Raw genomic sequence first — 25,120 nt, 5'->3', positions numbered from 1 at the left:
TTACGCCTCGTCCGGCTGGCGGGTCCACGCCTCGACGGCTTCCGGCGAGGGCAGCTCCAGCCCGAGGGCATATTTCTTATTCAAATCGAAGAGGGCGCGGCGGAGCAGTTGCGCGTTGGCGCCTGCCAGCATGTCAGCCGTGGGATAGCCCGCCTTCTGCACGGCCGGCACCCATTCCGCGGGCACACCGAGCGGTGCGTATTTCTCCGGTGCATCCTTCCGCACGGTCTTTTCCGGACGCATCTGCGGGAAGAAGAGCACCTCCTGAATCGTCGTCTGGCCCGTCAGCAGCATCACTAAGCGGTCGATACCGATACCCATACCACTCGTCGGGGGCATGCCGTATTCGAGGGCGCGGACGAAGTCCATGTCGATAAACATCGCCTCGTCGTCGCCCTTCTCGCTCAGTCGCAGCTGCTCCTGGAAGCGCTCCAGCTGGTCGATCGGGTCGTTCAGCTCGGAGTAAGCATTGCAAAGCTCCTTACCGTTCACCATCAGCTCGAAGCGTTCGGTCAGCTCGGGGTTGTTACGGTGACGCTTGCAGAGGGGCGACATTTCGATGGGGTAATCGGTGATGAAGGTGGGCTGGATGTAGTGTTTCTCGCATTTCTCGCCGAAGATCTCGTCGATCAATTTGCCCTTGCCCATCGTCTCGTCCACCTCGATTTCGAGCTGACGGCAGACGGCGCGCAGGGCCTCTTCGTCCATGCCGGTGATGTCTATGCCGGTGTGTTCGCGGATGGCGTCGGTCATGGTGACGCGTCGGAAAGGCGCCTTGAAGCTGATCGTCTGGCCGTCCACTTCGACCTCCGTCGTGCCGTTCACATCGCGGCTCACCTTCTCGAGCATCTGCTCGGTGAACTGCATCATCCAGTTGTAATCCTTGTAAGCCACATAGATCTCCATCGCCGTGAACTCTGGGTTGTGCGTGCGGTCCATGCCCTCGTTGCGGAAGTCTTTCGAGAACTCATAGACGCCCTCAAAACCGCCCACAATAAGACGCTTGAGGTAAAGTTCGTTGGCGATGCGGAGGTAGAGATCGATGTCGAGCGCGTTGTGGTGTGTCACGAAAGGGCGGGCGGCGGCGCCACCGGGTATGGATTGCAGGATGGGCGTCTCGACCTCAAGGTATCCGCGGGCGTTGAAGAACTCGCGCATGGAGGCGTAGACTTTACTGCGCTTGATGAAGATCTGCTTCACGTCGGTATTGACCACGAGGTCGACGTAACGCTGGCGATAGCGCTGTTCGGGGTCGGTGAAGCCGTCGTAGACTACGCCGTCTTTCTCCTTGACCACGGGCAGCGGTCGGAGCGATTTAGAGAGCACGGTCAGCTCTTGCGCATGGACGGAGATCTCGCCCATCTGCGTACGGAAAACGAAGCCGCGGATGCCGACGAAGTCGCCGATGTCGAGCAGCTTTTTGAATACGGTGTTATACAGTTCCGTGTCGGATGGATCGGGGCAGATGTCGTCGCGGGTGACGTAGACTTGGATGCGGCCGGTGGAGTCTTGTAGTTCCATGAAGGAGGCCTTGCCCATGATGCGTCGGCTCATGATGCGGCCGGCAATAGAGACGGTGCGCGGCTCGGCGTCGTCCTTGAATTGGGTCTTGATTTCGTCGGCGTAGCCGTCCACGGGATACTCCGCAGCGGGATACGGATCGATGTGCATTTCGCGCAACCGGTCAAGGCTGCCACGCCGGATGATTTCTTGTTCGCTTAACTCTAATACGTTCATTCTTTACTTATAGGTGATGGTTTATCTGCGGGCAAAAGTAGGAATATGCCTGTGTAGCCATTTTCTGCGGCTTCACCTGTCGGCCCATCCGCCTCCGCTTGTCGCCCCGGATTCTCACGCCGTGGGCGCCTGCACCTCAGGCGTGGCGGCCATTTCGAAGAGCATCAGTAGCGCCATGTTGACGGCACGGCTGATGTTATGATCGCGGGCTGCTCCGAAATGGTATTCCTTGGAGACAACCGCGGAAGGCGTAGCCACGGCGATCCAAACGGTCCCGACGGGCGCTTCCGGCGTGCCGCCACTCGGCCCAGCGAAGCCCGACGTGGCTACGGCCAAATCGCACCCCAAGGCCTCACGCGCACCGCGTGCCATCTGCTCCACGACGGGCTGACTGACTGCGCCCACGCTTTCGAGGTCGGCGGCAGAGACGCCCAGCGTGCGGCGCTTCACCTCGTCGGTGTAAGAGACAATGCCGCCTTTGAAATAAGCCGAACTGCCGGCCACGGATGTGATCGCTGCGGCGATGGCGCCTCCGGTGCAGCTCTCGGCGGTGCCAACCGTCAGCCCTGCGGCTTGCAACCGACGGCCCAAGAGGGCTTCGATGGGAAGGTCTTCCTCGGCGATGATGTGCTCTTTCAGGATGGTGCGGAGGCGGAGGCGCAGCACGTCAGCCACTCGATCGGCCACGGCTTGTGGCGAACAGTAGGCCGAGAGTCGGAGGCGGATAAGCCCCGGTTGAGGCAGGTAAGCCAGCCGCACTTCATCGGGCAGATCGCGCTCAAAGTCGGCCAACGCCATCGCCAGAGCAGACTCCGTGTAGCCCGTGACCCAACAGGTGCGATGGGCTATGCCGGCCTTGCGCCCATAGTACTCCTGAAGTCGGGGAATCACGCGGTTCGTCATCAGCCACTTCATCTCCATCGGCACGCCGGGCATGGAAATCACCATGCAGCCCCGGCGCTCGAACCAGGTGCAGGGCGCCGTGCCCACCTCGTTGATGATCACCGTGGCGTTGTCGGGTACCATCGCCTGATCACGCGTTAAGTCGTTCATTTCTACGCCGCGCTCCGCAAATAGCTGTTGATTGTGTTCGTGCACTTCGGTCGAGAAATGCCTCGCCGTGTCGAAGTGTTTGCAAAGCGCGTTGAGGGTCACGTCGTCCTTGGTGGGCCCCAGTCCTCCGGTCAGGAGCACCACATCCACGCGTTGCTCAGACTCGCGGAGGGCGCGGAGTATCTCTGGCTCGTCGTCGCCCACGGTTTGTTTACGCATGACACGAAATCCGTGGTCTTCAAGGGCTCGACTGATCCACACCGAATTGGTGTCAGTCACTTGTCCGATCAGCAATTCGTCGCCGATCGTTATAATTTCTGCGGTCATATAGTTAGATTATTATCCCAAAAAAATCGCTCAAAAATAGGGCGATGTCGGGGTTAACACATCAAAGTTTAGCGATTGTACGATACAATCGGCCGAAACGATTTCATTTCTCGTGATTGTACGATACAATCGGCCGAAACGATTTCATTTCTCGTGATTGTACGATACAATCGGCCGAAACGATTTCATTTCTCGTGATTGTACGATACAATCGGCCGAAACGATTTCATTTCTCGTGATTGTACGATACAATCGGCCGAAACGATTTCATTTCTCGTGATTGTACGATACAATCGGCCGAAACGGTTTCATTTCTCGCGATTGTACGATACAATGAGCCGAAACGTTTCCGATTCTCGCGGGTTGCCTCGAGAAATCGTACGCTGGGCTCACGTCTCACCTCCCCCCACTCCTCAGACGGATAGGCACAAAAAAACAGCGGGTAGCAACCCTCCCGGCCACTACCCGCGATAAAAACCAGTGCAATACATGGAGAAAAATGATAGAGATATGAATAGATGTAGTCGACCATGTATCTATTGGTTATGGTTACTTGTCCTGCACCTGATCCATCGTGTCGGTGAGGCGGCCGTGAAACCGTCGTCACCTGCGGTGCATACAATAAGATGAAGGCCGGGAGGATGTGTCGGAGTGAAAAAGCTCCGCGCCCCCCCGGCCTGCTCAATCATTTGTATTCGCCTTTGCCGGTCATGAAGTTCAGGTAGACCTTCCGCCCGGCGCTCTGCTTCGAGCGATCTTGGTCGCCGCCCGCGCCGCGGTAGAGGATCTCGCCCTCGGCCAGCACGATGAACTCGGAGTGCCACCAGTCTTCGCCTTCAATCTTGACGCACATGCGCACCTCACCAGCAGCAGCCAGGGCGGGCGAGACGAACCAGCCGTCGGCCGTGGTGGGAACGCTGAAGAGATTCTCAGCCGTGATCTCCCATTTTCCACCCACGCTGACGTCGCCGATGAGGTAAACGTTCGGCTTCTCGAAGCTGACGGTGTACTTCAGGTCACGCCCCTGAGCGGTCGTCTTGATGACCACGAGATACCAGCCCGCGTTGGCCACCTTGAGGTTGCCACCGTCGTCCGAGAGGCCGGCCGAGGCGTTGTCCACGAGCTTGGCGGACGATCCGAACTCGCCGCCGTCGAATTTCTTCTCGGCGTTGAACTTCATCGAGGTGCCCGCTTCGAGATACAGGATGCGCCAGAAGGTGCCATCCTTCGCCCAGGTCTGCACCATCGGCACAGAGCCAGCCCAATTCCACTCGCCGATGCCCTTCGTGCTGCCGATGACGTTCATCGTCGAGGGCACTGCGGCGGGAGTGAGGGCGAAATGGGTGCGCGCATTGATGGAGATGACGTTGGAGTAGACCTCGCCTTTGCCACTGGTCAGGGCCGCCCTGAGGCGCACGTAGAGCTTCGAGGTGAGGGGAAACTTGTCCTCTTTCACGCCCTTTTTCACGGCCAGCGTGGTCTGCGCCACGGCGATCTCCGAGGCGTCGACTTCCATCTGGGCCTTGGGGTAGGTGGTGGGCAGGGTGATGAATTTGCCTTCGGTGGCGAAATCGTTGTCGAGTGAGACTTGCACGGCGTATACCGTGGCGGCAGAGAAGCCGTAGTCCGGTTGGACGCAGGTCAGCTCGACGTTCTTCACATGTTCTAAGTCGTAGACGGTGTTCTCGGCCGCGGTGGGCGTGTTCAGCGTGAAGCTGGAGGACGTCTTGAGGGTGGGGTTAGCACTGTTGTCGTCGTCGCATGCGGTGGTGAGGCCGATCAGGCCGGCCAGCAGCGCGAACGCTATCTTATGGATTGCTTTCATATTCTGTTGTTCGTAGTTAGGGGTCCGTTAATATCCCGGATTCTGCTTCAGGTTGGAATTGACGTTCACGTCCTTAGTCGGGATCGGGTAAAGGTTGAGATGGCGAGACAGCGTCGTACCGTCCTTCGCGCCGCCCTTCCATTGCCAGGTGTAGTCCGCATTGCCGGCAAAGCGGTTGAAGCGAATCAGGTCCGAACGACGACGTCCCTCGAAAGCGAACTCGCGTGCCCACTCGTCGAGGATATTGCTGAGCGTGTAGGACGTCTCCGTCTTCGCATGAGCCCGCTTGCGGAGCGTGTTGATGGCTTCGGTAGCGGCTGCAGTCGGTCCGCCGTTGCGACGCACCTCTGCTTCGGCATAAGTCAGGTAGGCCTCAGCCAGACGCATGAGGGGCAGGTCGGTGTCGGTAAACTTCGAGTCGTGCGTTGTGGCTCCGTCGGCGCGGAGGTTAGAGAACTTCACGAGGGAGTATCCACTGGCAAACTCCGACTCCACATCGATCGACAGCGAACGGCCTTTGCTGAAGAAGAGCGCGCGATCGTCGTTTGCAGCCTTCGTCATAGCGTCCGCATCGCCTGCTGCCGGTGCGTTGCCGTTGGGGAAGAACTTGCTGACGAGCTGCGGCCGGCAGCGGTTGCCTGCCCAGCCTTCGGTGGTGCCGAAAGCCGGCATGTCGTCTGTCTTATGCGTGGAAGCAATGAGGAAGAGCGAGCCGCCGTAGTTGCGGGTCGTGCCACCGTCCTGAAGGATAGGCAGGAGGATCTCCGTGTTGGCCTTGTTCACGCTGCTGCCGTTGTTGTCGGCCATGAAAAGGTGCTTGTAGACGGGGCACAACGAGTAAGCGGAGTTGATCGCCTTCTGCGCATACTCAGCCGCCTTTGCCCACTGTGGCGTACCGGTGTACACCTCGGCATTCAGATAGAGGCGGGCCAGGAGCAGCCAAGCCGCCGCCTTATCGGCGCGACCGTAGGTGTTGGTGCGCGGATCCTTCATGGTCTCCGACGCCTCAAGGAGTTCCTTTTCGATGAACTTAAACAGCTCCGCACGCTCCACTTGCGACGGCTTTTCGGTCGAGACGGTCGTCACGAACGGCACCTTGCCGTAGAGGTCGATCAAGTAGTAGTAGTTCAGGGCGCGGATGAAGCGCGCTTCGGCCCGTTGGGTGACGCTCTCGGCGTCCGTCTTCCCCTCGGTCTGCTCGAGGAAGAAGTTGCAGAGCGTGATGTCAAAATAGAGGCGATAGTAGAGCCCCGTAACTAAGGAATGCGACGCATCCCATGTGCCATGCACCAATTCGGGCACGCCACCGTCGATCCAGCAGCAATGCGCCTCATCGGCCGGCAGTTCGTTCATGTTCCAGATCAAGCGGAAGAAGTCCGACGAGCCTTCGTCGATACCGTCCACGTCGCCAGAGCCAATCGAGCCAGCCGGCCCTTCGAGGCCTGTCAAACCGAGCGTAGCGTAGATCTTGGTGAAGACCTTGTTCTGGTCAAACGTCGTCGTGACGCTGGGATCGATCGGCTCCACGTCCAAATCGCCTACGCAGGAGGTGATGCCCGAGGCGGAAATGAGGATCGCGCATGCGGCGACCCAAGCAGTGATCTTATTTCGTTTCATTTTGAGTTCCATTTCAGTAGTTGCGGATTAAAAGTTCAGCGTAAGTCCCACGAGCGAGGTCAGCGGTCGCGGATAGAAGTCGCGATCGATACCATAGTTGGTACCCGTACCCGATCCGGTGATCAACTCGGGATCGAGGCCCTTGTATTTCGTGACGGTGAAGACGTTCTGCACGGCGGCAAAGACACGTCCCGAGCCGATCTTCTTCAAATTGAAGGAATAGCCGAGGGTGATGTTGTCGCACTTGAGGAAGGAGGCGTTCTGCACGAAATAATCCGACATGTAGTAGTTGCCTTCGCCCTGCCAATTGTTCTCCAGCACCATGTTGGGTCGGTTGGTGAGGTAGCCCGAGGGAGCGTAGATCGTGCTCATGTTGCTGGCGTTGGCCTCTACATTATTATATACGTAGTTGTTGAGGCTTGCGCGGAGCGTGAAGCTGAAGTCCCACGCTTTGTAGACGAATTTGGAGGAGACGCCCATCAATACGTCGGCCGTGGGCTTCTTGTAGAAGTACTTATCGGCATCGTTGATCACGCCGTCTCCGTTACGATCCACAAACGTGTTCTCGATCGGTTTGCCCTTCTCGTCGTAGACCTGCTGATAGACATAGAACGCATAGGCGGGGTGACCTACGGCGTGCGCCTGGACAGTGCCACCGGTGCCGATGGTCACGCCGCCCGCAGCCACGTAGTAATCCGAACGATCGCCTCCCGTCAGCTCCGTAATTTCGCTCTTGTTATAGGTGAGGTTGAAGCCCAAGTCCCACGAGAAGTCCTTCTGTGCGATGGGTTTGGAGTTGATGGTGAACTCGACGCCCTTATTCTCCAGCGAGCCTATGTTGGCGTTCACCTGATTCTTGAAATTCGTTCCGGCCGATACGTACACGTAGTTAATCAGGTCGTCCGTACGACGGAAATAGTAGTCCACCGACCCCGTGAGGCGACCGTTCAGGAAGCCATAGTCCACGCCCGCGTTGTAAGTCGTTGTTCGCTCCCACTTGAGGTTCTTATTGTAGGCGTCGGGACGATACGATTCGCCATCGCCGTAGCCTATCGGATAGTAAGCGTAGTTCTTGCTGGCCGTATAAGAGGCAAAATAGGAGTAGTCAGAACCAATATTTTGCTGACCTGTGACACCGTAGCCGAGGCGCAGTTTCATGTCCGACAGGGCCTCCACGTCTTTGAGGAATCCCTCTTCTTTCATCTTCCAACCAAAGGCAAACGAGGGGAATGTGCCCCATCGGTGATCCTTATGGAAGCGTGAGGAGCCGTCTCGACGTACGGTAGCCGTGAAGAGGTACTTATCGGCCAGCGTGTAGTTCAATCGGCCAAAGAAGGAGACCAAAAAGTTCTCCGACGCCCACTCCTTACTCGAGGGCGAGTACTCCTTGCCCGGGTTCACGGCGTTCGTCTGCGGATAGATGCCCGCGTAGCGATTGTGGCCCTTACGGTGGAAATGTTGCCACTCGTAACCGATCATCGCATCGAAACTGTGCACACCGACTGACTTCATGTATTGGAAATAGCTATTGAAAGACAGGTTGTATTTGTCGATCTTCTCATAGCCATAGCTACCGTAATAGTTGTTCGAGTAGGACTGGGGATCCACGTTGGTGGTCTGCTTACCGGACGAGAGGTCCATACCGCCATTGGCGTGGAAACGCAGGTCGGGGAGGAAGTGAAATTTGTAATCCACCTCGATGTTTCCGACGAGCGACTGCGATTTGGCGCGGTCGTCCTTCATCTCCAGCAGGGAGACGGGGTTAGCTGGGGCCAGCGAGTTGTTGGTCAGCAGCCAGGTGGGGTCGTTGAGCGACTTTCCGTCGTTCGTCCACTGGAAGAAGCCTCCGAAATACTTCTGATAGGTCTCGCCCGCGTCGCGCACCGAGTGGGTGGGATCCATTTGCGTGGCCGCACCTACGGCGCCTACGTCGGCGAAGCGACTTTCGGCATACATTCCTTTGAGGTTACCGTTCATCTTGAGCATGCCGCCCAAAAACGACGGAGAGAGGTTCAGCGAGGCCGTGTAACGGTTGAAGCTCGAGGTTTTGAGGATACCGTTTTGGTTCGTGTAGCCCACGGACATGCGGAAAGGCATCGTCCCGAGGCCTCCGAAGACGCTCACGTTGTGATCCGTCGAGAGGGCCGTGCGATAGATCTCCTTCTGCCAGTCGGTGTTGGCCGTGCCGAGGGCCTTATAGGCGTTGCTCTCCTCGCCGTACTGGCTACGGATGCGTGCGCGATAGGTGTCGGCGTCCATCATGTCGAGCGTGTTCTTGACGTTACTCATCGACACGTTGCCGTCGTACGCCACGCGGAGGCGTGCCTTACCGCCCTCTATGGAGCCCTTCTTGGTGGTGATAATGATGACACCGTTCGAGGCACGTGAGCCGTAAATGGCCGTCGCCGAGGCATCTTTCAGCACGGTGAAGGTCTCGATGTCGTTCGGGTTGACCATCGCCAGCGGGTTGGAGAGGCCCTTGACGCCGTCGTTGTCCATCGCCAGACCGTCGATGACGATCAGCGGGTCGTTGTTGGCATTCAGCGACGAGCCGCCTCGGATACGTATCGTGGAGCCGCCACCCGGCGAACCGCCACTCGAGACCACGTTCACGCCGGCAATCTTTCCAGTCATCAGGTCTTGCGCACTCGTCGTGAGACCGCGATTCATCTTGTCCGGCTTGATGGCCGTCACCGATCCCGTAGCATCGTCCTTCTTGACGGATCCGTAACCGATCACAACCACCTCATCCAACAGCTCCGTATCCTCTTTCAGCATCACGCGCATGGGCTGTGCGGAGGCCGGAAGTTCTTGAGACTGATAGCCGATGAAGGAGAAAACGAGCGTAGCACCTCGCTCGACCGACAGCGTGAAGTTGCCGTCCAGATCGGTAATGATGCCATTCGTTGTTCCCTTCTCCACCACGTTCGCACCAATGATCGGTTCGTTCGTCGCATCTACGACGACACCTTTAACCGTCATCTTCTGTGCATAACCGCCAAGGGCTGGCAGCAGAGCAGCCAGCAGCAGGTAAATGCACCGCTTCCAATTAAATAGTTCTCTTTTTTCCATTATGCTTTGTAGATAAATGTGTCACACAAGAAGAGGCGCCGACGCAGGGATCGCATCGACACCTCTCACGGTTCTTATTGCTCAATAATTGAGATGGCAAATCCGCCGCCCGAGGCCGCGCGGAGGGTCAGGCGTGACTTATTCGTCACGGTCATCTTCTTAATGGTGTACGCCTGGGGGTTCTTCTCGTAATGCGCCGTCGGACCGTCGGCATAGATGGTAGCCGTGTATTTGCGCTTGGGGTCGAGGAAGTCGAACGAGATGTTAGCCATGTGGCCGTTCTCGCTCGCGGTGCAGCCTACGAACCAGTTGTTCGTGCCCTTGGCCTTGCGGGCCACGGTGATGTAGCGCCCCGGCTCAGCCTCCAGATATTTGGAGTCGTCCCAGTCCACGGCCACGTCTTTGATGAACTGGAAGGCGTCCATGAAGCGCTCATAATTTTCGGGCAGGTCGGCCGCCATCTGCAGCGGGCTGTACATCGTCACGAAGAGGGCCAGCTGGCGGGCCAACGTGGAGTGCACAAACGAATTGTTCTCCGGATTGACGTTCTTAATGCGGGTCTCAAAGATGCCCGGTGTGTAATCCATCGGGCCGCCCATGAGGCGCGTAAAGGGGAGTATGGTGGTGTGGAACGGTTTGTTACCGCCAAACGATTCGTATTCCCCGCCGCGGGCCGCCTCGTTACCGATCAGGTTGGGATAGGTGCGACAGAGGCCCGTGGGGCGCACCGCCTCGTGGGCGTTGACCATGATGTGGTGCTCGGCGGCCTTCTTCACCGCGTATAAGTAGTGATTGATCATCCACTGCCCGTAGTGATGTTCGCCGCGTGGGATGATGTTGCCCACGTAGCCACTCTTGACGGCGTTGTAGCCGTATTTGTTCATCAATTGATAGGCTTCCTCCATGTGGCGTTCGTAATTGCGGACGGAGGCGGAGGTCTCGTGGTGCATCATCAGCTTGACGCCCTTCGAGTGGGCATATTCGTTGAGCGCCTTGATGTCAAAGTCGGGGTAAGGGGTGAGGAAATCGAAAACGTAGTCCTTAGAGTGGCCAAACCAGTCCTCCCACCCGATGTTCCAGCCCTCGACGAGCACCTGATCGAAGCCGTGCTTGGCGGCGAAGTCGATATAGCGGCGCACTTTGTCGTTGTTCGCCGCGTGGGTGCCGTTGGGCTTGACCTTGGTGTAGTCCGTCACGCCGATGTGTACCGAGAGAAGGTCGTTGGTGTAGGCCCACGTCGATTTGCCCGTGATCATTTCCCACCAAACGCCGATATATTTCACCGGCTTGATCCATGAGACGTCTTTTAAGGCACATGGTTCGTTGAGGTTAAGGGTCAACTTAGACGCCAGAATCTCACGCGCGTCGTCGCTGACCATGATCGTACGCCAGGGAGACTGGCACGGCGTCTGCATATAACCCTTCTTGCCCTGCGCGTCGGGGGTTAACCAAGAGCGGAAGGTCATCGTCTTGTCGTCCAGCTCAAGCGACATGCAGGGATAATCCACCAGCGCCGCCTCATGCAGGTTGATGTAAAGTCCATCTGCTGACTTCATCATGAGCGCCGTCTGTACGCCAGTCGGAGAGAACGGAGTCTGCGACGTATTGAACGTGACGGCCGCCTTCATTAGCTTACGGATCTCGGAAAGGTGCGACTCGGTGTAATCATATTCCTGCGTGTCATAATCGCCCGGAATCCAGAAGGCTTTATGATCTCCCGCCATCGCAAATTCGGAGTATTCGTCTTTGATAACGAAGTAAACGAGGTTCTTTTGCTCTGGGAATTCGTAGCGGAACCCGAGACCATCGTCGTAAAGGCGAAAGCGGATGCGGATAGTCCGGTCGTCCTTCGGCTGATGGAGCGTCACGGCCAGCTCGTTGTAATGGTTGCGGATGGAGCTAACCTCGCCCCAGACGGGCTTCCAAGTCTCGTCGAAAGTAGCTGTCTCCGCCTTTTGGAGTTGGAAACCTTCGCGCAGCGAGAAGCCCTCCGCCTCGAGGCCCAACCGACTGCGTTTAATCACCGGCTTCCCCTTATAAGATAAGGTATAGACCGGGCAGCCCATGCCGTCCACTTCGAAATGCATCAGCAATCGACCGTTGGGCGACTTCAAATCCTCCGCTTGCAAGCCCCAAGCGGACATCATCAAGAAAGAGAGCGAGAGGAGCACGCTCTGAATACGATTAATCATGTGGCAGTAAAATTATTTTGTATAAGTAATGTACACTGCCAAAGTTACGACCCTATTTTTCGATCTGCCTAATGCAGTGAGATAAAAAGTAGATCCCGGAGTACATCTTTATATCCCTATTCATTTGGTAGATAGATGGTTGGAAGTTCTGATAAATTTCAAATTAGTAGATGACATGTAGATCATTTAAGCCCCAAACACGCCCCATAACGCCCCTCCCCCACCCCACGAGCACCCTCAGCCGCCCCGCACACTTGTATAACGGATCGCATAAGACCGTTAAGGGGCGGAGCGCACATGCAGCCCGATCAAACCCCATCCAACGGGCAGGCACATAGGTCCACCCCACATCCGGTACCCGCCCAATTTGGCTGGCGTCCCTGACGCCTTGATTTTCTTTTGCCTCCTTTTCTTTCATCAAGGAAAGAAAAGGAGAAAAGAGGACAAAGCGACATCCCCGTTTGTAGGGGCGTATTGCATACGCCCCACAGACGATCCGCGAGGATCGAATGATTGAATCCGAATGCCCATATTTATCCCCTTTCGGGAACAGGCGCAGGCCGGCGAGTACCTTCTTTTCTTCTCTTGATAGAAGAAAAGAAGGCAAAAGAAGATCAAGGCCTCTGCCGAGGCCGGGGAAGATGGGGCGGATGTGACTGATTAGGGCGGTGCGCAGGCTATTCAAAAGACGGAATTTTTCGCCTCATCCATTTTTCTGTTTGCTGTTTTGAAAAATGGTTTATGTTTGCGCCCGTTACTGCAGCGGCAGAATGGATTTATATCATTTGAATCTCACAAGAGGATACTTTATCATAGAGTAAGTCGAAAAGAGCCTCGGGAAGGGACTTCTCGCGATGGAGAACACCCATCGGAGGCTACGAAAGGGACTTCTCGCGATGGAGAACACCCATCGGAGGCTACGAAAGGGACTTCTCGCGATGGAGAACACCAATCGGAGGCTACGAAAGGGGCTTTTCGCGATGGAGAACACCAATCGGAGGCTACAAAAGGGACTTCTCGCGATGGAGAGCACCCATCGGAGGCTACAAAAGGGACTTCTCGCGATGGAGAACACCAATCGGAGGCTACGAAAGGGACTTTTCACAACGGAAAGTACCAATCGGAGGCTACGGAGGGTCCTCCCCACAACGGAAAGTACCAATCGGAGGCTACGGAGGGTCCTCCCCACAACGGAAAGCACCAATCGGAGGCTACGGAGGAGAATCTCCACAAAAAGTATTCGAATGATTCGCCATGGCAAAGACTGCGGAACGAAAAAATTGTTGTTCAACTAAATAAAGATCCAGATGAAAGACGGATTAGAAATCAAAAGAATAGGTACATCCAAATTGGATAATGCCTTGCATGTGAAATATCATGATTCGATGTACGGCTTCGTCATTGAATTTGACCTCCCGAAGCTCGGTATTCCGGAAGAACTGAAGAACGAGTGGAAAGAGAGCATTGACACGGAGAAGGAAAATAATTTGGAGGCTCAAGCGAGCGTCAATTCGGAACTCTTAGTCAAGAAGAACGAAGAGCGCGACCGCCTGCTGAAGTATATTTTCGGTGTCGTGCGCAACGGACTGCTCTCTCCGGACAAAGAAAAATCGGATGCTGCCATGCGTCTAAATGTTGTCATGAATCCCTACGTTGGGATCCGGAAAGAGTCGTTTGATCGAGTAACGTCGCATGTAGACGGCCTGCTTACCGACCTCAAAAAGACAGAAAACGCCGCCGACGTGTCCAAGCTGGGATTTACTTCGGATGTTACGAAGCTGGAGACGCTCAACAAAGAGTTTGATTCGATCAATAGCGATCGGGCGAAGAAGCGCGCGGATAATAAATTGCCTAAAATGCCAGCCGTGCGTAACCGTACGGATGCCATTTTTGAGCGTATCCTGCTCGTGCTACAATATAAATATGTGTATGGGACAACCCCCATCGAGCCGGAACTGATCGCCAAGCTGATTGCACGTTTTAACGAGCGCGCAGAAGATATTTACGCGTCTTATAAACAAGGTCAGGCCATCAAAAAGGCGGCTGCCGAGAAGCGGAAGCAGAATCCGAACGCCCCGAAAGAGCCGAAAAAGCCCAAGGAACCGAAACCGAAAAAGCCGGAAAAGGATAACAAGGATCCGGACATTCGTCTACCGGAAACGGAGGAGCCGAAAAAGCCGGATCAGCCGAAAAAACCGGAAGGGGGTGGCACGCCCGGAGGCGGCGAGAAGCCCAAACAGCCCGAGGCGGGCGGCGGCGAAGGTGGCAATCCGGACATCCATCTGCCGGAAGAATAGATTGAAGCATCTCGTTGTCCTCTCCGTTTCGCGGACCTCCGCCCGGAGTCGACAATAGCGCATAGACCGAGGCGCCCTCCCCGCTACACATCGCGGAAAGAGGCGCCTCGACGTTTATTGCACCTTTTTTTATCGAAAAAATCAGATGCTCAACAATCAGCTGTATAACGTTATTCCATACAACGTATCTAATATGCCGTCTCTGTCTTCATCTAATGACTCAACTGTCCATGAATAATAAGATGGAAAGTCAAGCCGTATTAAATGGCTTGTTTTTATCGCGTAATCGTATGGATGACGTAGTTTATTCTTGTTATACCGACCTATATATTCCTTGCATCTTTTAGGCTCATTATAAAGGAGTCTGCTCATTACTAGATCGTGATGCATCCAAGGACATTCTGTCTTCTGATTCATGACATGCCCTTGCATGATGATATTTGAACTATTCACATAGAAGAAACATTCCGTTTTATAAATCATCATATCCAAGACTGTCCTTGTCATCATATAAATGTACTTCCTAATCTCATCGCGCATCTCCTGATTATGCATTTCATCATGCTTACGCTGCAAATAGTTGTCCTCCAGCTCTTGCAGAAAAAGATCGGCCTGCTTCCAGATGTATGAATTAAGGATAGGCACCAAACCTATACTCTCTCTAATCTCTCCGGCCAAAGCCATCGCAAAGACTTCATCATGGCGGGAATGTGAAATATAAACATCTGCATTCATCTGAAAGAGTATATTGTGTTCCATGAATCTGGTTTTGGTCGATCCATTTCTATTCATGTATGAATGAAGAATAGAGCGAAAGGCTTCTACATTTTTGTCTTTCCCACTCCTTTGAAATTCTTGCTCACACGTGTAAAATAGTTCTCCAAAACCCTCTTCTTGGAAGCCTTTCCAAAAAGAAGATCCCACTTTGTAGGCTTGATACATAATTGATTTATTAGGACATGTTTCCGCAAAGGTATTTTTTAACCGCCATCTATCTTACATATCTCTCCGCCCCTAATATTCAGAGCTTCCGTCTCTCGCTCTCCTCATAATTTGTCACAAGAAGAAGATCTTCGACGTCTGTATGTGCTGAAATGGCCACCTGTTTATCCGCTCTTTCTCTGACACTTACATAAATAGATCAATAAGGGGACGGGCGAGCGCGCAGGCCTGCCCCACCCATCGGGTAGGCGTATGTATTTCTTCGGAATGTGAGAAAATGTATACAATTAGCAGCTCTGTCTGCTTGCGGAATAGATCCGATAGGCGCGGCGTGCTGCTCCATGCGCTTCGGAGCTCGCTCCCGCACCACATTCCGCACCTTTCGACTAATCCCGACGTATTTTTGCGCCATAAATTTGAACTCGCAAGATGAACCTACGATACGCTGCGGCGCTGTTGGCCGCTGGCATACTGGGGGCGTGCCGCCCCGAGATGCCGACTACTTCTACCATTACGATCGATCTGGATCGGCCGACGGTGGCCGTTGATCGCGACCTCTACGGGGTGACGTCCGAGGCGGCCGACGGTACGGTCCGCCCCGACGAGTGGTCGGCGGACATGATTACGAATGGTAGTTTCGAGGTGGATGGCCCCTCGGCGACGGATTCGATCGCTGGATGGCGCGCCCTGACGACGGGTTCGGCGCTGACGATTGATGCCCGCGCGCCACTGAGCGAAACGAACCGGCGGTCGCTGCTTGTGCGCGACGGCGTGGTGGCGGATGTGTCGCGGGGAGCGGCTGCGGCACGCGGCGAGCGCTTCGAATTGACGTGTTACCTGCATGGCACGGTCGGCCGGTCGCTCACCATCTCGCTGCGCGACTCCCTGGCCGGGCGCATGCTTGCCGAGCCGCTCCGGCTGACCCTCCCCGACGCGTGGACTACGCTCCGGCACACCTTTACGGCCACCGACAGCGTGTGCGGCGCCACGCTCGTCTTCGAGACGGACAGCGGCGCGTCGTTCGGCTTAGATATGGTCGCCCTTTTCCCACAAAAAACGTGGCGCAACCGGCCCATGGGGCTCCGGACGGACCTCATCGAGGCGATCACGGACCTACGGCCGCGCTTCATCCGCTTCTCCGGCCGGATGATGGCCGACGATGGGTCGCGGCGGGTCACGGCCAGCGAATACACCCGCCTCTGCCAAGACCTGAACATACGCCCCGTGATGATAAAGGCCGACGAGAGCGGGCCTAAGTACCTCATGGACGCGGATTTGATGATGACGCAGAGCGACCTCTTCACCTCCGACAGCGCGGACCGCTATTCGTCCTCGGCCACCTATACCGACGCTTTCGGGACGTCCGGGACGGACGACACCGGGACGATGCGTGCGGCCGTCGGTGAGGCGGCGTTCCTCATCGGCGTGGAGCGTCGGCCGGGCTGTGTCCGCGGCCTCTCCTACACGCCACTTATCGGCACGCCGAGCACGGGCGGACTGCTCCTCGCGAGCATGGGCCGACTGGTGCGCACGCCCTCGTATTACGTCTGGCAACTCTTCGCCGATCACCGTGGCCGACGGCTCCTCACCACGAACGTCACCACGGCCCGCAAGCCCCTCCTGACGTACGGCAAAGCCTCGGTAGCGGTCGTCGGTGACGCCTTTGCGGTCGAGTCGGCAGACACCCTGCGCGGCAGTTCGTCACGGACGTATAACGGCAGCCTCTCGGCGCGTCTGATGCGCAAAATGAACGGCGCCTCGGGCTCCGTCCGGCTACGGATCCGCGATAATGGTCGCACCGGAGCACTCCGCGACGCAATCGTTTTCGAGCTGACCGACAGCACCGTATGCCTCATTCATGAGTCTGGCACTCTGGATCGCGTCCTGGCAGGCCCCATCGAGATCATGCGCTCACCGGGCTGGATGGAGGCCAAGGTGGAGTGTGTCGACGAGGCCATTTGCGGCTATATCAACAACGTACGGGTGATCGAGGCTGCGGCGCCCTCCCGGCCGTCGTTAGTGGCCGTGGCGACCTCCGATCCGAACAGTGGCACGATCATCCTCAAGGTGGCGAACACCACGCAGCACGACGAGCGGACAGCGCTACGCATAGAGGGTGGCAGCGTCGCCACCTCGGCGCACATCGTCAGCCTCGCCGCTTCCCCCACGGCCCGCAATACGCCCCTCCAACCGACGGCCGTCATGCCCGTGATCCGCAACGTGCGCCTCCCCCGCTGGCCGATGGTCTACGTTTTCCCCGCCAACTCAGTGACGATCCTCACCCTGAAGATGCAGTGACGAGGGCAGCACAAGGGAAAGCCAAAAATGACGAATGGCCGGGTACTCGCGAGGAACATTTTCCTCAGGTACCCGGCCATTCGTCGCATGAGGGGGAGCGAATTTCGCTTCAAGAGTCCCCTTAAAACAGGTTCGCGTACGACGGCGAGGAGCATCCCCTCCATCCGTTCGCACGCGAACCTTATCATCTATGCGAGTCGGGCGATGCGCCTCGACCGCCACTCATCCGATCATTTCTTGGCCGCGCCTTGCTTGGCTACAGCCTCCATCAGCTTGCGCACTTCCTCGGGATCCCCCAGGAAATAGTCCTTCGTCAGGTTCAGTTTGTCGTCGAACTCAAACACGTAAGGCACCGCCGTGGGTAAGTTCAGCGAGGCTATATCCGTATCGGAGATGCCTTTGAGGTGCTTCACAATGCCACGCAGGCTGTTGCCGTGCGCCACGACCAAGAGGTTATCGTGCTGCTTGAGGGAGGGGAAAATGACGCATTCCCAGTAAGGCATGACACGCGCGATGGCGTCCTTGAGCGACTCGGTGCGCGGCAGATACTCGTCGGGGACGCCCGCGTAGCGTGGGTCCTTTTCGGGGTTACGGGGGTCGTCAGCCTCCATGGCCACGGGGGCAATGTCGTAGCTGCGACGCCAGATATGCACCTGCTCGTCGCCGTATTTAGCCGCCGTTTCGCTCTTGTTCAGGCCTTGGAGCGTACCGTAGTGCTTCTCGTTGAGGCGCCACGTTTTCTCCACCGGAATCCAGTCCTCGTTCATACGATCCAGCACGCAGTTGAGCGTCTTGACGGCACGTTTGAGGTAGGACGTGTAGGCCATGCCAAAGGCAAAGCCCGCGTCACGGAGTGCGTCGCCCGCCTTCTCGGCTTCGGCCACACCCTTCTCGCTCAGGTCGACGTCTGTCCAGCCCGTGAAGCGATTTTCCTTGTTCCACTGGCTTTCGCCGTGGCGCAGCAATACGATCTTCTTCATGTCTCTCGTCTCCCAGGGTTATGCGAGGGTGATCGACGGATCGAGATAAACGTCCTGGATGGCGTTGAGCAGCTTTACGCCCTCGTTCATCGGTTTCTGGAAGGCCTTGCGACCGCTGATGAGACCCATACCACCGGCACGCTTGTTGACTACGGCCGTGATAACAGCCTCCTCCAAGTCGCCCGCTCCGTGCGATTCGCCGCCAGAGTTGATCAGGCCGACGCGTCCCATGTAGCCGTTAGCTACTTGGTAGCGGCAGAGATCGATGGGGTGATCGGAGGAGAGCTCGGTGTACACCTTGTCGGAGGTGCGGCCAAACTTGATGGCCTTGAAGCCGCCGTTGTTGGTGGGGAGCTTCTGCTTCACGATGTCGGCCTGGATGGTTACGCCGAGGTGGTTAGCCTGCCCCGTGAGGTCGGCGGCAGCATGGTAGTCTGTGCCGTCTTTCTTGAAGCCATTGTTGCGCAGGTAGCACCAGAGGATGGTGGCCATACCCAGCTCATGCGCATAAGCGAAAGCCTTGGCTACGTCCACAATCTGGCGACGGCTCTCTTCAGAACCGAAGTAGATGGTGGCTCCCACGGCTACGGCGCCCATGTCCCATGCCTCCTTGATGGTACCGAACATCACCTGATCGTAGGTGTTGGGGTAAGTCAGCAGTTCGTTGTGATTGATCTTCACTACGAAGGGGATCTTGTGGGCATACTTACGAGCCACAGCGCCAAGGACACCGTACGTGGAGGCCACGGCGTTGCAACCGCCTTCGATAGCCAGCTTGACGATGTTTTCGGGATCGAAGTAGACGGGGTTCGGGGCGAAAGATGCGCCGGCAGAGTGCTCGATACCCTGGTCAACGGGGAGGATGGAGACGTATCCCGTACCAGCCAAGCGGCCGTGGTCGTAGAGGGCGGCGATGCTGTTCAACGTCTGCGGATTGCGGTCGGAATCGAGCCAAATGCGATCGATGGCGTCGGGTCCCGGCGCGTAGATCAGGCTCTTGTCGATGGTTTTGCACTCGTGGGCCAGGTAGTAGTCTGCCTGTGCACCCAATAATTCAACTGTCTTGCTCATATAATTTGTTTTTGAGATGAAACGTGATGATCAACTGATCATTGATGGCACAAAGCTACGATTAAAGCCGGATCAGGGCATTAGGGCTTAGGCCCACGGGCCTCATGCTGCTCCCTGGAACGCAAGTCGGCACAAGCTGCCGCGCGGTCTGATCGCCTCACTTTGTCTGCCACCTATTCCGTGTATTTTTGCCCGCTCTCAAAACAAGATAAACACCTATGTTCAAAGCTGTATTCCTCCGTTTAGTCGCCTTTACGTTCCGCCCGATGGACGCGTGGGAGGCGCTGAGTCACAAGAAGGTGAAGGAGAATGACGACGACTTCCTCTCGCATTTCCTCTACCCCATGATTGGACTCATCGCGCTGGCGGCGTTTGTCGGTATGCTCTTCACGGGCCCGGAGTTCGACTTCGTGATCGCGCTCAAGTCGACCATCAAAGCGATTGTAGCCTCGGCCGGGGGCTTCTTCCTGGCGTCGTACCTGCTGAACGAACTGTGGGCACTCGTCTTCAAACGTCCGCGCAGCATGCGACTCATCCAGCCGTTCGTCGGCTACTCCTCGTCGCTGCTGTTCGTGATCGAGATTGTGCAATCGTTCTTCCCCGAGCTGATCTTCCTGCGCATCCCGGCGCTGTATACCATTTATATGATCTGGGCGGGCGCGGTGAACTACTTACATGTGGACAACGAGGTGCAGCTGAAGTTCACGACCCTTGCCTCGTTCATCATTATCGGCACACCGGCCATCATCTCCTTCCTCCTGTTCACACTGATGCCGGGGCTCCGCTTTTAATTGACACGGGCGAATGCCATTCGCCCCCACTCCAATTCATTCATCATGGCTAAAGAGAAACCTACGAACCAAATCACGATAAAGAATAAACGCGCCTCGTTCGACTACGAGCTGCTCGAGACCTTCACCGCCGGCCTCGTACTGACGGGCACGGAGATCAAGTCCATCCGCCTGGGCAAGGCCAGCCTCGTGGACACGTTCGCCATCGTCGAGCGCGGCGAGGTGTGGGTGAAGAATATGTACGTGGCCGAATACTTCTTCGGGACGTACAACAACCATGCGCCGCGACGCGACCGCAAGTTACTGCTGAACCGCAAGGAGATCCGCCGACTGCAGACGGCCGCCAAGGATCGCGGCTTCACCCTCGTGCCCACGCGACTCTTCATCAACGAACGCGGGCTGGCCAAGCTCGTCCTGGCCATCGCCCGAGGCAAGAAAGAGTACGACAAGCGACAGTCGATCCGCGAGCGCGACGATCGCCGCGAGATGGACCGCATGTTCAAGAAATAAAGCCCCCGTCGGAGCAGAAAAACCATGTCACTCGTAGAAGGGACCATCGGGCAGAGGGTGTGGCGGTGCGTGCGTCGGGCGCTGCCCAAGGCGGCCCGGACGTGCCTATGGCTGCTCAAGATCATCCTGCCCGTCTCGCTGGCCGTACGACTGCTTCAATACTCCGGGCTGCTCGGCCAGGCGTCGGGATTTCTGGCGCCCGCCTTCAGCCTGATCGGGCTGCCGGGCGAGGCCGCCATCGTTTTCCTGACCAGCATTTTCACACCGCTCTACGCGCCCATCGCGCTGATGACCTCCATGCCGCTAACGGTGCGCCAGCTGACCATCCTCTCGCTCATGTGCCTCCTCTCGCACAGCCTACCCGTAGAGTGCGCCGTGCAGGGCCGCACGGGTTCGACCTTCGTAGGCATGCTCGTGCTGCGCATTACGATGAGCTTCGTTATGGCCTTCACCGTGCACCACCTCATGCTCCACGGCGCCTACAACGCGCCCCTCGCCATCACGGGCGCCGTCGCCGTGAGCCACTCCATCGGCGACGTCCTCGTGCTTTGGCTGCGCAGTTCGCTACGCATCGCGCTGCTCTTCGCCGCCATCGTTCCCTCGCTCATGATCCTGCATTACATCCTCGACGAGTTCGACCTCCTGCGCGGCCTCTCGCGCCGCATGGCTCCAGTGATGGACTTCTTCGGCCTGCCGCGCGAATGCTCCTTCCTCTGGCTCGTGGGCAACATCGTGGGCCTGAGCTACGGCAGCGCGATCATGATGGAGCAGCTGAAGCAAGACGCCATCTCGCGCCGCAGTTGCGACCTGCTGAACCACCATCTGGCCGTCTCGCACTCCCTGCTGGAGGACACGATCCTCTTCGCCGCCCTCGGTGCCCCGTGGCTTTGGATCATCCTGCCGCGATTAGTCTACGCCTTCATCGTCGTGCGGATCAAGCTGCTTGTGGAGCGGTTGCGGGCTAACAGCATGAGACTTTAGGCGCGCCTCAAGAGAATCAACCCACAGCTGAGGTGGCTGCTATGCCCATCCCGTCCTTATTCCGCCGATAAGGACGACGTCTTCACGCCCTCGGCCCACGTCTACATCCGCTATGGCGCCGCGTAGGGGGCGGCCCTTGTGGACGCCCTTATTTTGTACGTACCGGATGCGCCCCGAAGGGACAGTTCATCACTAGCCCGGGATAGAGCAAAGCGGCACCCTGGATAGGGATCGACGGTGATGATTTTCCCTTTGTATTATGTGAGAGCCCGTTTTTCTCTTCTTTCGTTCTTATATTGTTAAAAATGCAGGTTGCAGATCTGTTTTTGGGGGGTTCTGTTTTGTGTTTCTGTTGCATGAAGCCAATTTTGCCCCTGTAATTCAAAAACACAACATATTATGAAATCATTGACTTTATCTACAGTGATTCTGGTATTGTTGGCCGTGCTCTCATGTACAGAAGATGCGCAGACCGGAATACCGGAGCGAAACGACAGTGTTCTGAGCAATCAGAAAGGGAGTGGCAATTCATCCGTTCAGGGTGAATACTTCATCGACCTGAAAGAAGCGGAAGCTATTTCAAGCCGATTTATGAATTGGAACAGAGGAAATGAGCAAACTCTCCGAAGCGGCAGCCGAGAAGATAATCCTTTGCTCAATGCGACACGGTGGTCAAATCTGACGAGATGGACACACTGATGTATGTCATCAACTACCGGAAAGGGGTTGCCATCGTCAGCGCCACAAAAGAGGTTTTCCCCATTTTGGCCTATTCCGATGAGGGTAATTTTGACGCATCCGAATTGGAAGACATGGAAAACAACGAGAATATCGGGCTTTCGATTTGGTGGGATCTTACGAAAGAGAGCATTATAGAAGCCAAGAAGAAGGCCGACCTCGACCGTTCTGCGGTCTTGGGTTCGTATGCAGCATTCAAGAAGATAATAGAGGGAGAAAAGATCGTAGAAGGGGATCGGGCAGTTCTTCGTTCTGAGCACTACTATGATGAGATCCGAAACTATAAGAAAGTTGGGCCGCTCTTAACCACAGAATGGCATCAGGATTATCCTTTTAATCGTTACACACCGATTAAAGGGGAAAAACATGCGCCGGCGGGATGTGTGCCTATTGCTATCGCACAAGTTGTCAACTACCACCAAAGATTGGATGGAGAAAATATCGCTTGGAATCACCTTAAAAGAATGGAGATCAGCAAAAAGTAAACGCGGCTGCTATGCACACAAAATCATTAGTTGTAGTTGCCATCCTGCTGCTGTTCGCAGCAGTGGGATGTGATAAGGAAGATTGGCGCTTTACAACCCCTAACCGTTTCGATGTGGATGCTTCTGCGCATCAATTAGAAGTCGGTACGAGTATAGGCACCATGATAAACATTGTCAGAATCAATGAACGGAAGGAGTTTGAGTTATTCAGTATGCCAAGGGCAGAAAGCAAGCCGATCCGTATTCCGGCCGAAGCCGATAGCTGTTGCGTGTATTGGAATGTTAATAATCCGACAAATTTGGCCGATACAATCGAAGTGATTGGAGGATGGTTCAACATCATGGATACAGGAGAGTTGAAACATATCCGTATTGATGAGAACGACAGTGGCAGAAATAGAGATCTTGTTATAAAGGTTCGCGGAAAGGTCATCGGTGGGGATATTGTCATACATCAAAAGAAGAAGTAAATGACAGCTATGCGCATAAAAAGTAGGAATACATAAAGTCTCCCCACGCTTGAATCAAGGCGTCTACGTGGTCCGCGCAGGCACACACACCGAGAAGGTGTTCGTGGATTGATGTTGAGTTGTTAGCGCCTTTGGCGCGTTGAGTTGTTGAGGGCTTCGCCCTGTTGAGTTGTTGGCGCCTTTGGCGCGTTGAATTGTTGAATTGTTGTGCCGGGTACATGTGGGGTTCGCCTGCGTGTGCCCGGCATTTCGTTTTTCGTTTACCGTTTTCCCCCGGCCGCCAAACGATCTTTTTCCTTTTCTTCGCCGGCGCTTTTGGCCATACGCCCCGGCTGAAGGCTGGCGAAGGCGTTTCTTCGGAGAAATTCCTCCAACCGAATGCTTTTGAACGAATTTCTTCGGAGAAACTCCTCCGACCGAATGCTTTTGAACGAATTTACTCGGAGAAATTCCTCCAACCGAATGCTTTTGGGCGAATTTACTCGGAGAAATTCCTCCAAAAGAGAGTCGTCGGTGAAAATTACTCAAGGAAATTCCTCCAAAAGAAGTCCGTCGGTGAAAATTACTCAAGGAAACGCCTTCAATGGATGTCAGTTGGGCGTATTGCTTACTACAATTACAGGATTACACTCTAAATTTTACAGAAATGATACTTTACTTCAATCTCACCAAGCTCCGCCTGATGAATTTCTATCAGGTGATGACGAATGTGCAACTGTTCCTCTCTCAGGAAGATCTGGAGACGCTGAAGCTGAAAGACGCGGCCAAGGTCTTCGATGAGAAGTACAAGACTTTCGACGCGGCCGTGCAACCCATGCGTGGCGATGTGGACACGAAAGAGCTGAACAAGCTCGACGAGCGACGCGACAAGGCCCTGATAGGGCTTTACGGACACGTGCGCGTCTTCACCGGCTTCCCCGAGGAGGCCAAGGCGACGGCCGCGCAACAGCTACAGGCCATCCTGCTGAAGTACGACAAGGCGCCGCAAACGAAGCCCCTACGCGAAGAAACGGCCATCGTCTCCAACGTCGTCAGCGACTTGGAGGTGGCCGACGCGAAGGCCAAACTGACGCTTATCGGTGCCGACAAATGGCTGGACGAGCTCAAGGACGCGAACAAGAAATTTGAAGCCGCCTACAACGCCCGTACGCAGCGCAACATGGATCTCGTGGGCCAAACCAAGGAGAAGCGTATCGCCCTCGACGATGAGTATCGCCACCTGGCCCACACGATCAACGCACTGGCCACACTCGGCGGCGAAGCGCCCTATAAACGTCTGATGAGCAGCATCAATGCGGACATACAGCAGGCCCTCCTGGCCGAGCGTCCGGAGACGAAGAAGAAGGAGCCCAAGGAGCCGAAGGAACCCAAGCTGCCCAAAGAGCCGAAGGAACCGAAGGAACCGAAGACTCCCAAGGATCCGAAAGAGCCCAAACAGCCCGACACGCCCAAGGATCCGAAGAAACCCGACGACGGCAACCCCGACATCAAGCTGCCGGAGGAATAAGGCGTCAGGGAACCGGGTAGGGGCGTATTGCATACGCCCCACCACACGGCCCAACGGGGCCGAATGATCAGATGACCGGATACACGTGGGGCGTATTGCATACGCCCCACCACACGGGCCCAACGGGGCCGAATGATCAGATGACCGGGTACACGTGGGGGCGTATTGCATACGCCCCCCTGCCGGGTACACGTGGGGCGTATTGCATACGGCCCCACTACACGGCC

Annotated in this window: 18 protein-coding genes; 9 read left to right on the top strand and 9 right to left on the bottom strand. The window is 56.0% G+C overall.

Annotated elements, in window-relative coordinates:
* The 6 genes from lysS to C7123_RS11670 all read right to left on the bottom strand — a co-directional run bounded on the left by lysS (nucleotide 1) and on the right by C7123_RS11670 (nucleotide 11,778).
* Nucleotides 1-1,737, bottom strand: a complete 1,737-nt coding sequence (lysS, locus tag C7123_RS11695) for a lysine--tRNA ligase (protein WP_069175154.1) — start codon at nucleotides 1,735-1,737, stop codon at nucleotides 1-3.
* A 114-nt stretch (nucleotides 1,738-1,851) separates the two neighbouring features.
* Nucleotides 1,852-3,117 carry a CinA family nicotinamide mononucleotide deamidase-related protein gene (locus C7123_RS11690; protein WP_069175153.1) on the bottom strand — a complete coding sequence of 422 codons (1,266 nt, stop codon included), beginning with the start codon at nucleotides 3,115-3,117 and terminating at the stop codon, nucleotides 1,852-1,854.
* Nucleotides 3,118-3,802: 685 nt separating this feature from the next.
* Nucleotides 3,803-4,942 (bottom strand): SusF/SusE family outer membrane protein, encoded by a 1,140-nt coding sequence (locus C7123_RS11685; protein ID WP_069175152.1) that lies wholly within the window; start codon nucleotides 4,940-4,942, stop codon nucleotides 3,803-3,805.
* A gap of 27 nt (nucleotides 4,943-4,969) precedes the next feature.
* The gene (locus C7123_RS11680) at nucleotides 4,970-6,559 is read right to left on the bottom strand and encodes a RagB/SusD family nutrient uptake outer membrane protein (protein ID WP_069176356.1); all 1,590 of its coding nucleotides are present in this window, start codon (nucleotides 6,557-6,559) and stop codon (nucleotides 4,970-4,972) included.
* A 27-nt stretch (nucleotides 6,560-6,586) separates the two neighbouring features.
* Nucleotides 6,587-9,631, bottom strand: coding sequence for a SusC/RagA family TonB-linked outer membrane protein (locus C7123_RS11675; RefSeq protein ID WP_069175151.1), 3,045 nt, complete (start codon nucleotides 9,629-9,631; stop codon nucleotides 6,587-6,589).
* A 74-nt stretch (nucleotides 9,632-9,705) separates the two neighbouring features.
* Entirely contained in the window at nucleotides 9,706-11,778 is a 2,073-nt protein-coding gene (locus tag C7123_RS11670) for a glycoside hydrolase family 97 protein (RefSeq protein WP_069176355.1), read from the bottom strand.
* A 1,352-nt stretch (nucleotides 11,779-13,130) separates the two neighbouring features.
* Between C7123_RS11670 and C7123_RS11655 the strand changes: the two genes are divergently transcribed.
* Entirely contained in the window at nucleotides 13,131-14,120 is a 990-nt protein-coding gene (locus tag C7123_RS11655) for a DUF6261 family protein (protein WP_159049922.1), read from the top strand.
* A 156-nt stretch (nucleotides 14,121-14,276) separates the two neighbouring features.
* Here C7123_RS11655 and C7123_RS11650 read toward each other — a convergent pair whose 3' ends face one another.
* Nucleotides 14,277-15,062 (bottom strand): hypothetical protein, encoded by a 786-nt coding sequence (locus C7123_RS11650; protein WP_069175148.1) that lies wholly within the window; start codon nucleotides 15,060-15,062, stop codon nucleotides 14,277-14,279.
* Between the two features lie 429 nt (nucleotides 15,063-15,491).
* Here C7123_RS11650 and C7123_RS11645 point away from each other — a divergent pair, with 429 nt between their 5' ends.
* Complete coding sequence (locus C7123_RS11645) at nucleotides 15,492-17,360, top strand: alpha-L-arabinofuranosidase C-terminal domain-containing protein (RefSeq protein WP_069175147.1); 1,869 nt, start codon at nucleotides 15,492-15,494, stop codon at nucleotides 17,358-17,360.
* Between the two features lie 230 nt (nucleotides 17,361-17,590).
* On the opposite strand, the gene gpmA is transcribed toward C7123_RS11645, so the two are convergent.
* The gene (gene gpmA, locus C7123_RS11640; protein ID WP_037982710.1) at nucleotides 17,591-18,340 is read right to left on the bottom strand and encodes a 2,3-diphosphoglycerate-dependent phosphoglycerate mutase; all 750 of its coding nucleotides are present in this window, start codon (nucleotides 18,338-18,340) and stop codon (nucleotides 17,591-17,593) included.
* Between the two features lie 18 nt (nucleotides 18,341-18,358).
* A complete protein-coding gene (locus tag C7123_RS11635) occupies nucleotides 18,359-19,411 on the bottom strand; it encodes a class I fructose-bisphosphate aldolase (protein ID WP_037985390.1) in 1,053 nt (350 codons plus the stop codon).
* Between the two features lie 218 nt (nucleotides 19,412-19,629).
* On the opposite strand from C7123_RS11635, the gene C7123_RS11630 reads away from it, so the two are divergent.
* The 7 genes from C7123_RS11630 to C7123_RS11600 all read left to right on the top strand — a co-directional run bounded on the left by C7123_RS11630 (nucleotide 19,630) and on the right by C7123_RS11600 (nucleotide 24,893).
* Entirely contained in the window at nucleotides 19,630-20,202 is a 573-nt protein-coding gene (locus tag C7123_RS11630; RefSeq protein WP_037982712.1) for a YIP1 family protein, read from the top strand.
* A 45-nt stretch (nucleotides 20,203-20,247) separates the two neighbouring features.
* Nucleotides 20,248-20,712: an SsrA-binding protein SmpB gene (gene smpB / locus C7123_RS11625; RefSeq protein WP_037982714.1), complete on the top strand. Its 465-nt coding sequence runs from the start codon at nucleotides 20,248-20,250 to the stop codon at nucleotides 20,710-20,712.
* Nucleotides 20,713-20,736: 24 nt separating this feature from the next.
* The gene (locus C7123_RS11620; protein ID WP_069175146.1) at nucleotides 20,737-21,693 is read left to right on the top strand and encodes a nucleoside recognition domain-containing protein; all 957 of its coding nucleotides are present in this window, start codon (nucleotides 20,737-20,739) and stop codon (nucleotides 21,691-21,693) included.
* A gap of 399 nt (nucleotides 21,694-22,092) precedes the next feature.
* Nucleotides 22,093-22,392, top strand: a complete 300-nt coding sequence (locus tag C7123_RS13045; RefSeq protein ID WP_159049921.1) for a hypothetical protein — start codon at nucleotides 22,093-22,095, stop codon at nucleotides 22,390-22,392.
* On the top strand, nucleotides 22,380-22,916 hold the full coding sequence (locus C7123_RS11615; protein ID WP_069175145.1) for a C10 family peptidase: 537 nt from the start codon (nucleotides 22,380-22,382) through the stop codon (nucleotides 22,914-22,916). The genes C7123_RS13045 and C7123_RS11615 overlap by 13 nt, the downstream gene beginning before the upstream one ends.
* Before the next feature lie 11 nt (nucleotides 22,917-22,927).
* A complete protein-coding gene (locus C7123_RS11610; RefSeq protein ID WP_069175144.1) occupies nucleotides 22,928-23,386 on the top strand; it encodes a hypothetical protein in 459 nt (152 codons plus the stop codon).
* A gap of 646 nt (nucleotides 23,387-24,032) precedes the next feature.
* Nucleotides 24,033-24,893 (top strand): DUF6261 family protein, encoded by an 861-nt coding sequence (locus C7123_RS11600; protein ID WP_069175142.1) that lies wholly within the window; start codon nucleotides 24,033-24,035, stop codon nucleotides 24,891-24,893.
* Nucleotides 24,894-25,120: the final 227 nt, after the last annotated feature.

Origin of the sequence: Tannerella serpentiformis (genome assembly GCF_003033925.1) — a bacterium.
GTDB lineage: Bacteria > Bacteroidota > Bacteroidia > Bacteroidales > Tannerellaceae > Tannerella > Tannerella serpentiformis.
The sequence above is the reverse complement of the archived record's forward strand: the minus strand, read 5'-3'. Positions and strand labels throughout refer to the sequence as shown.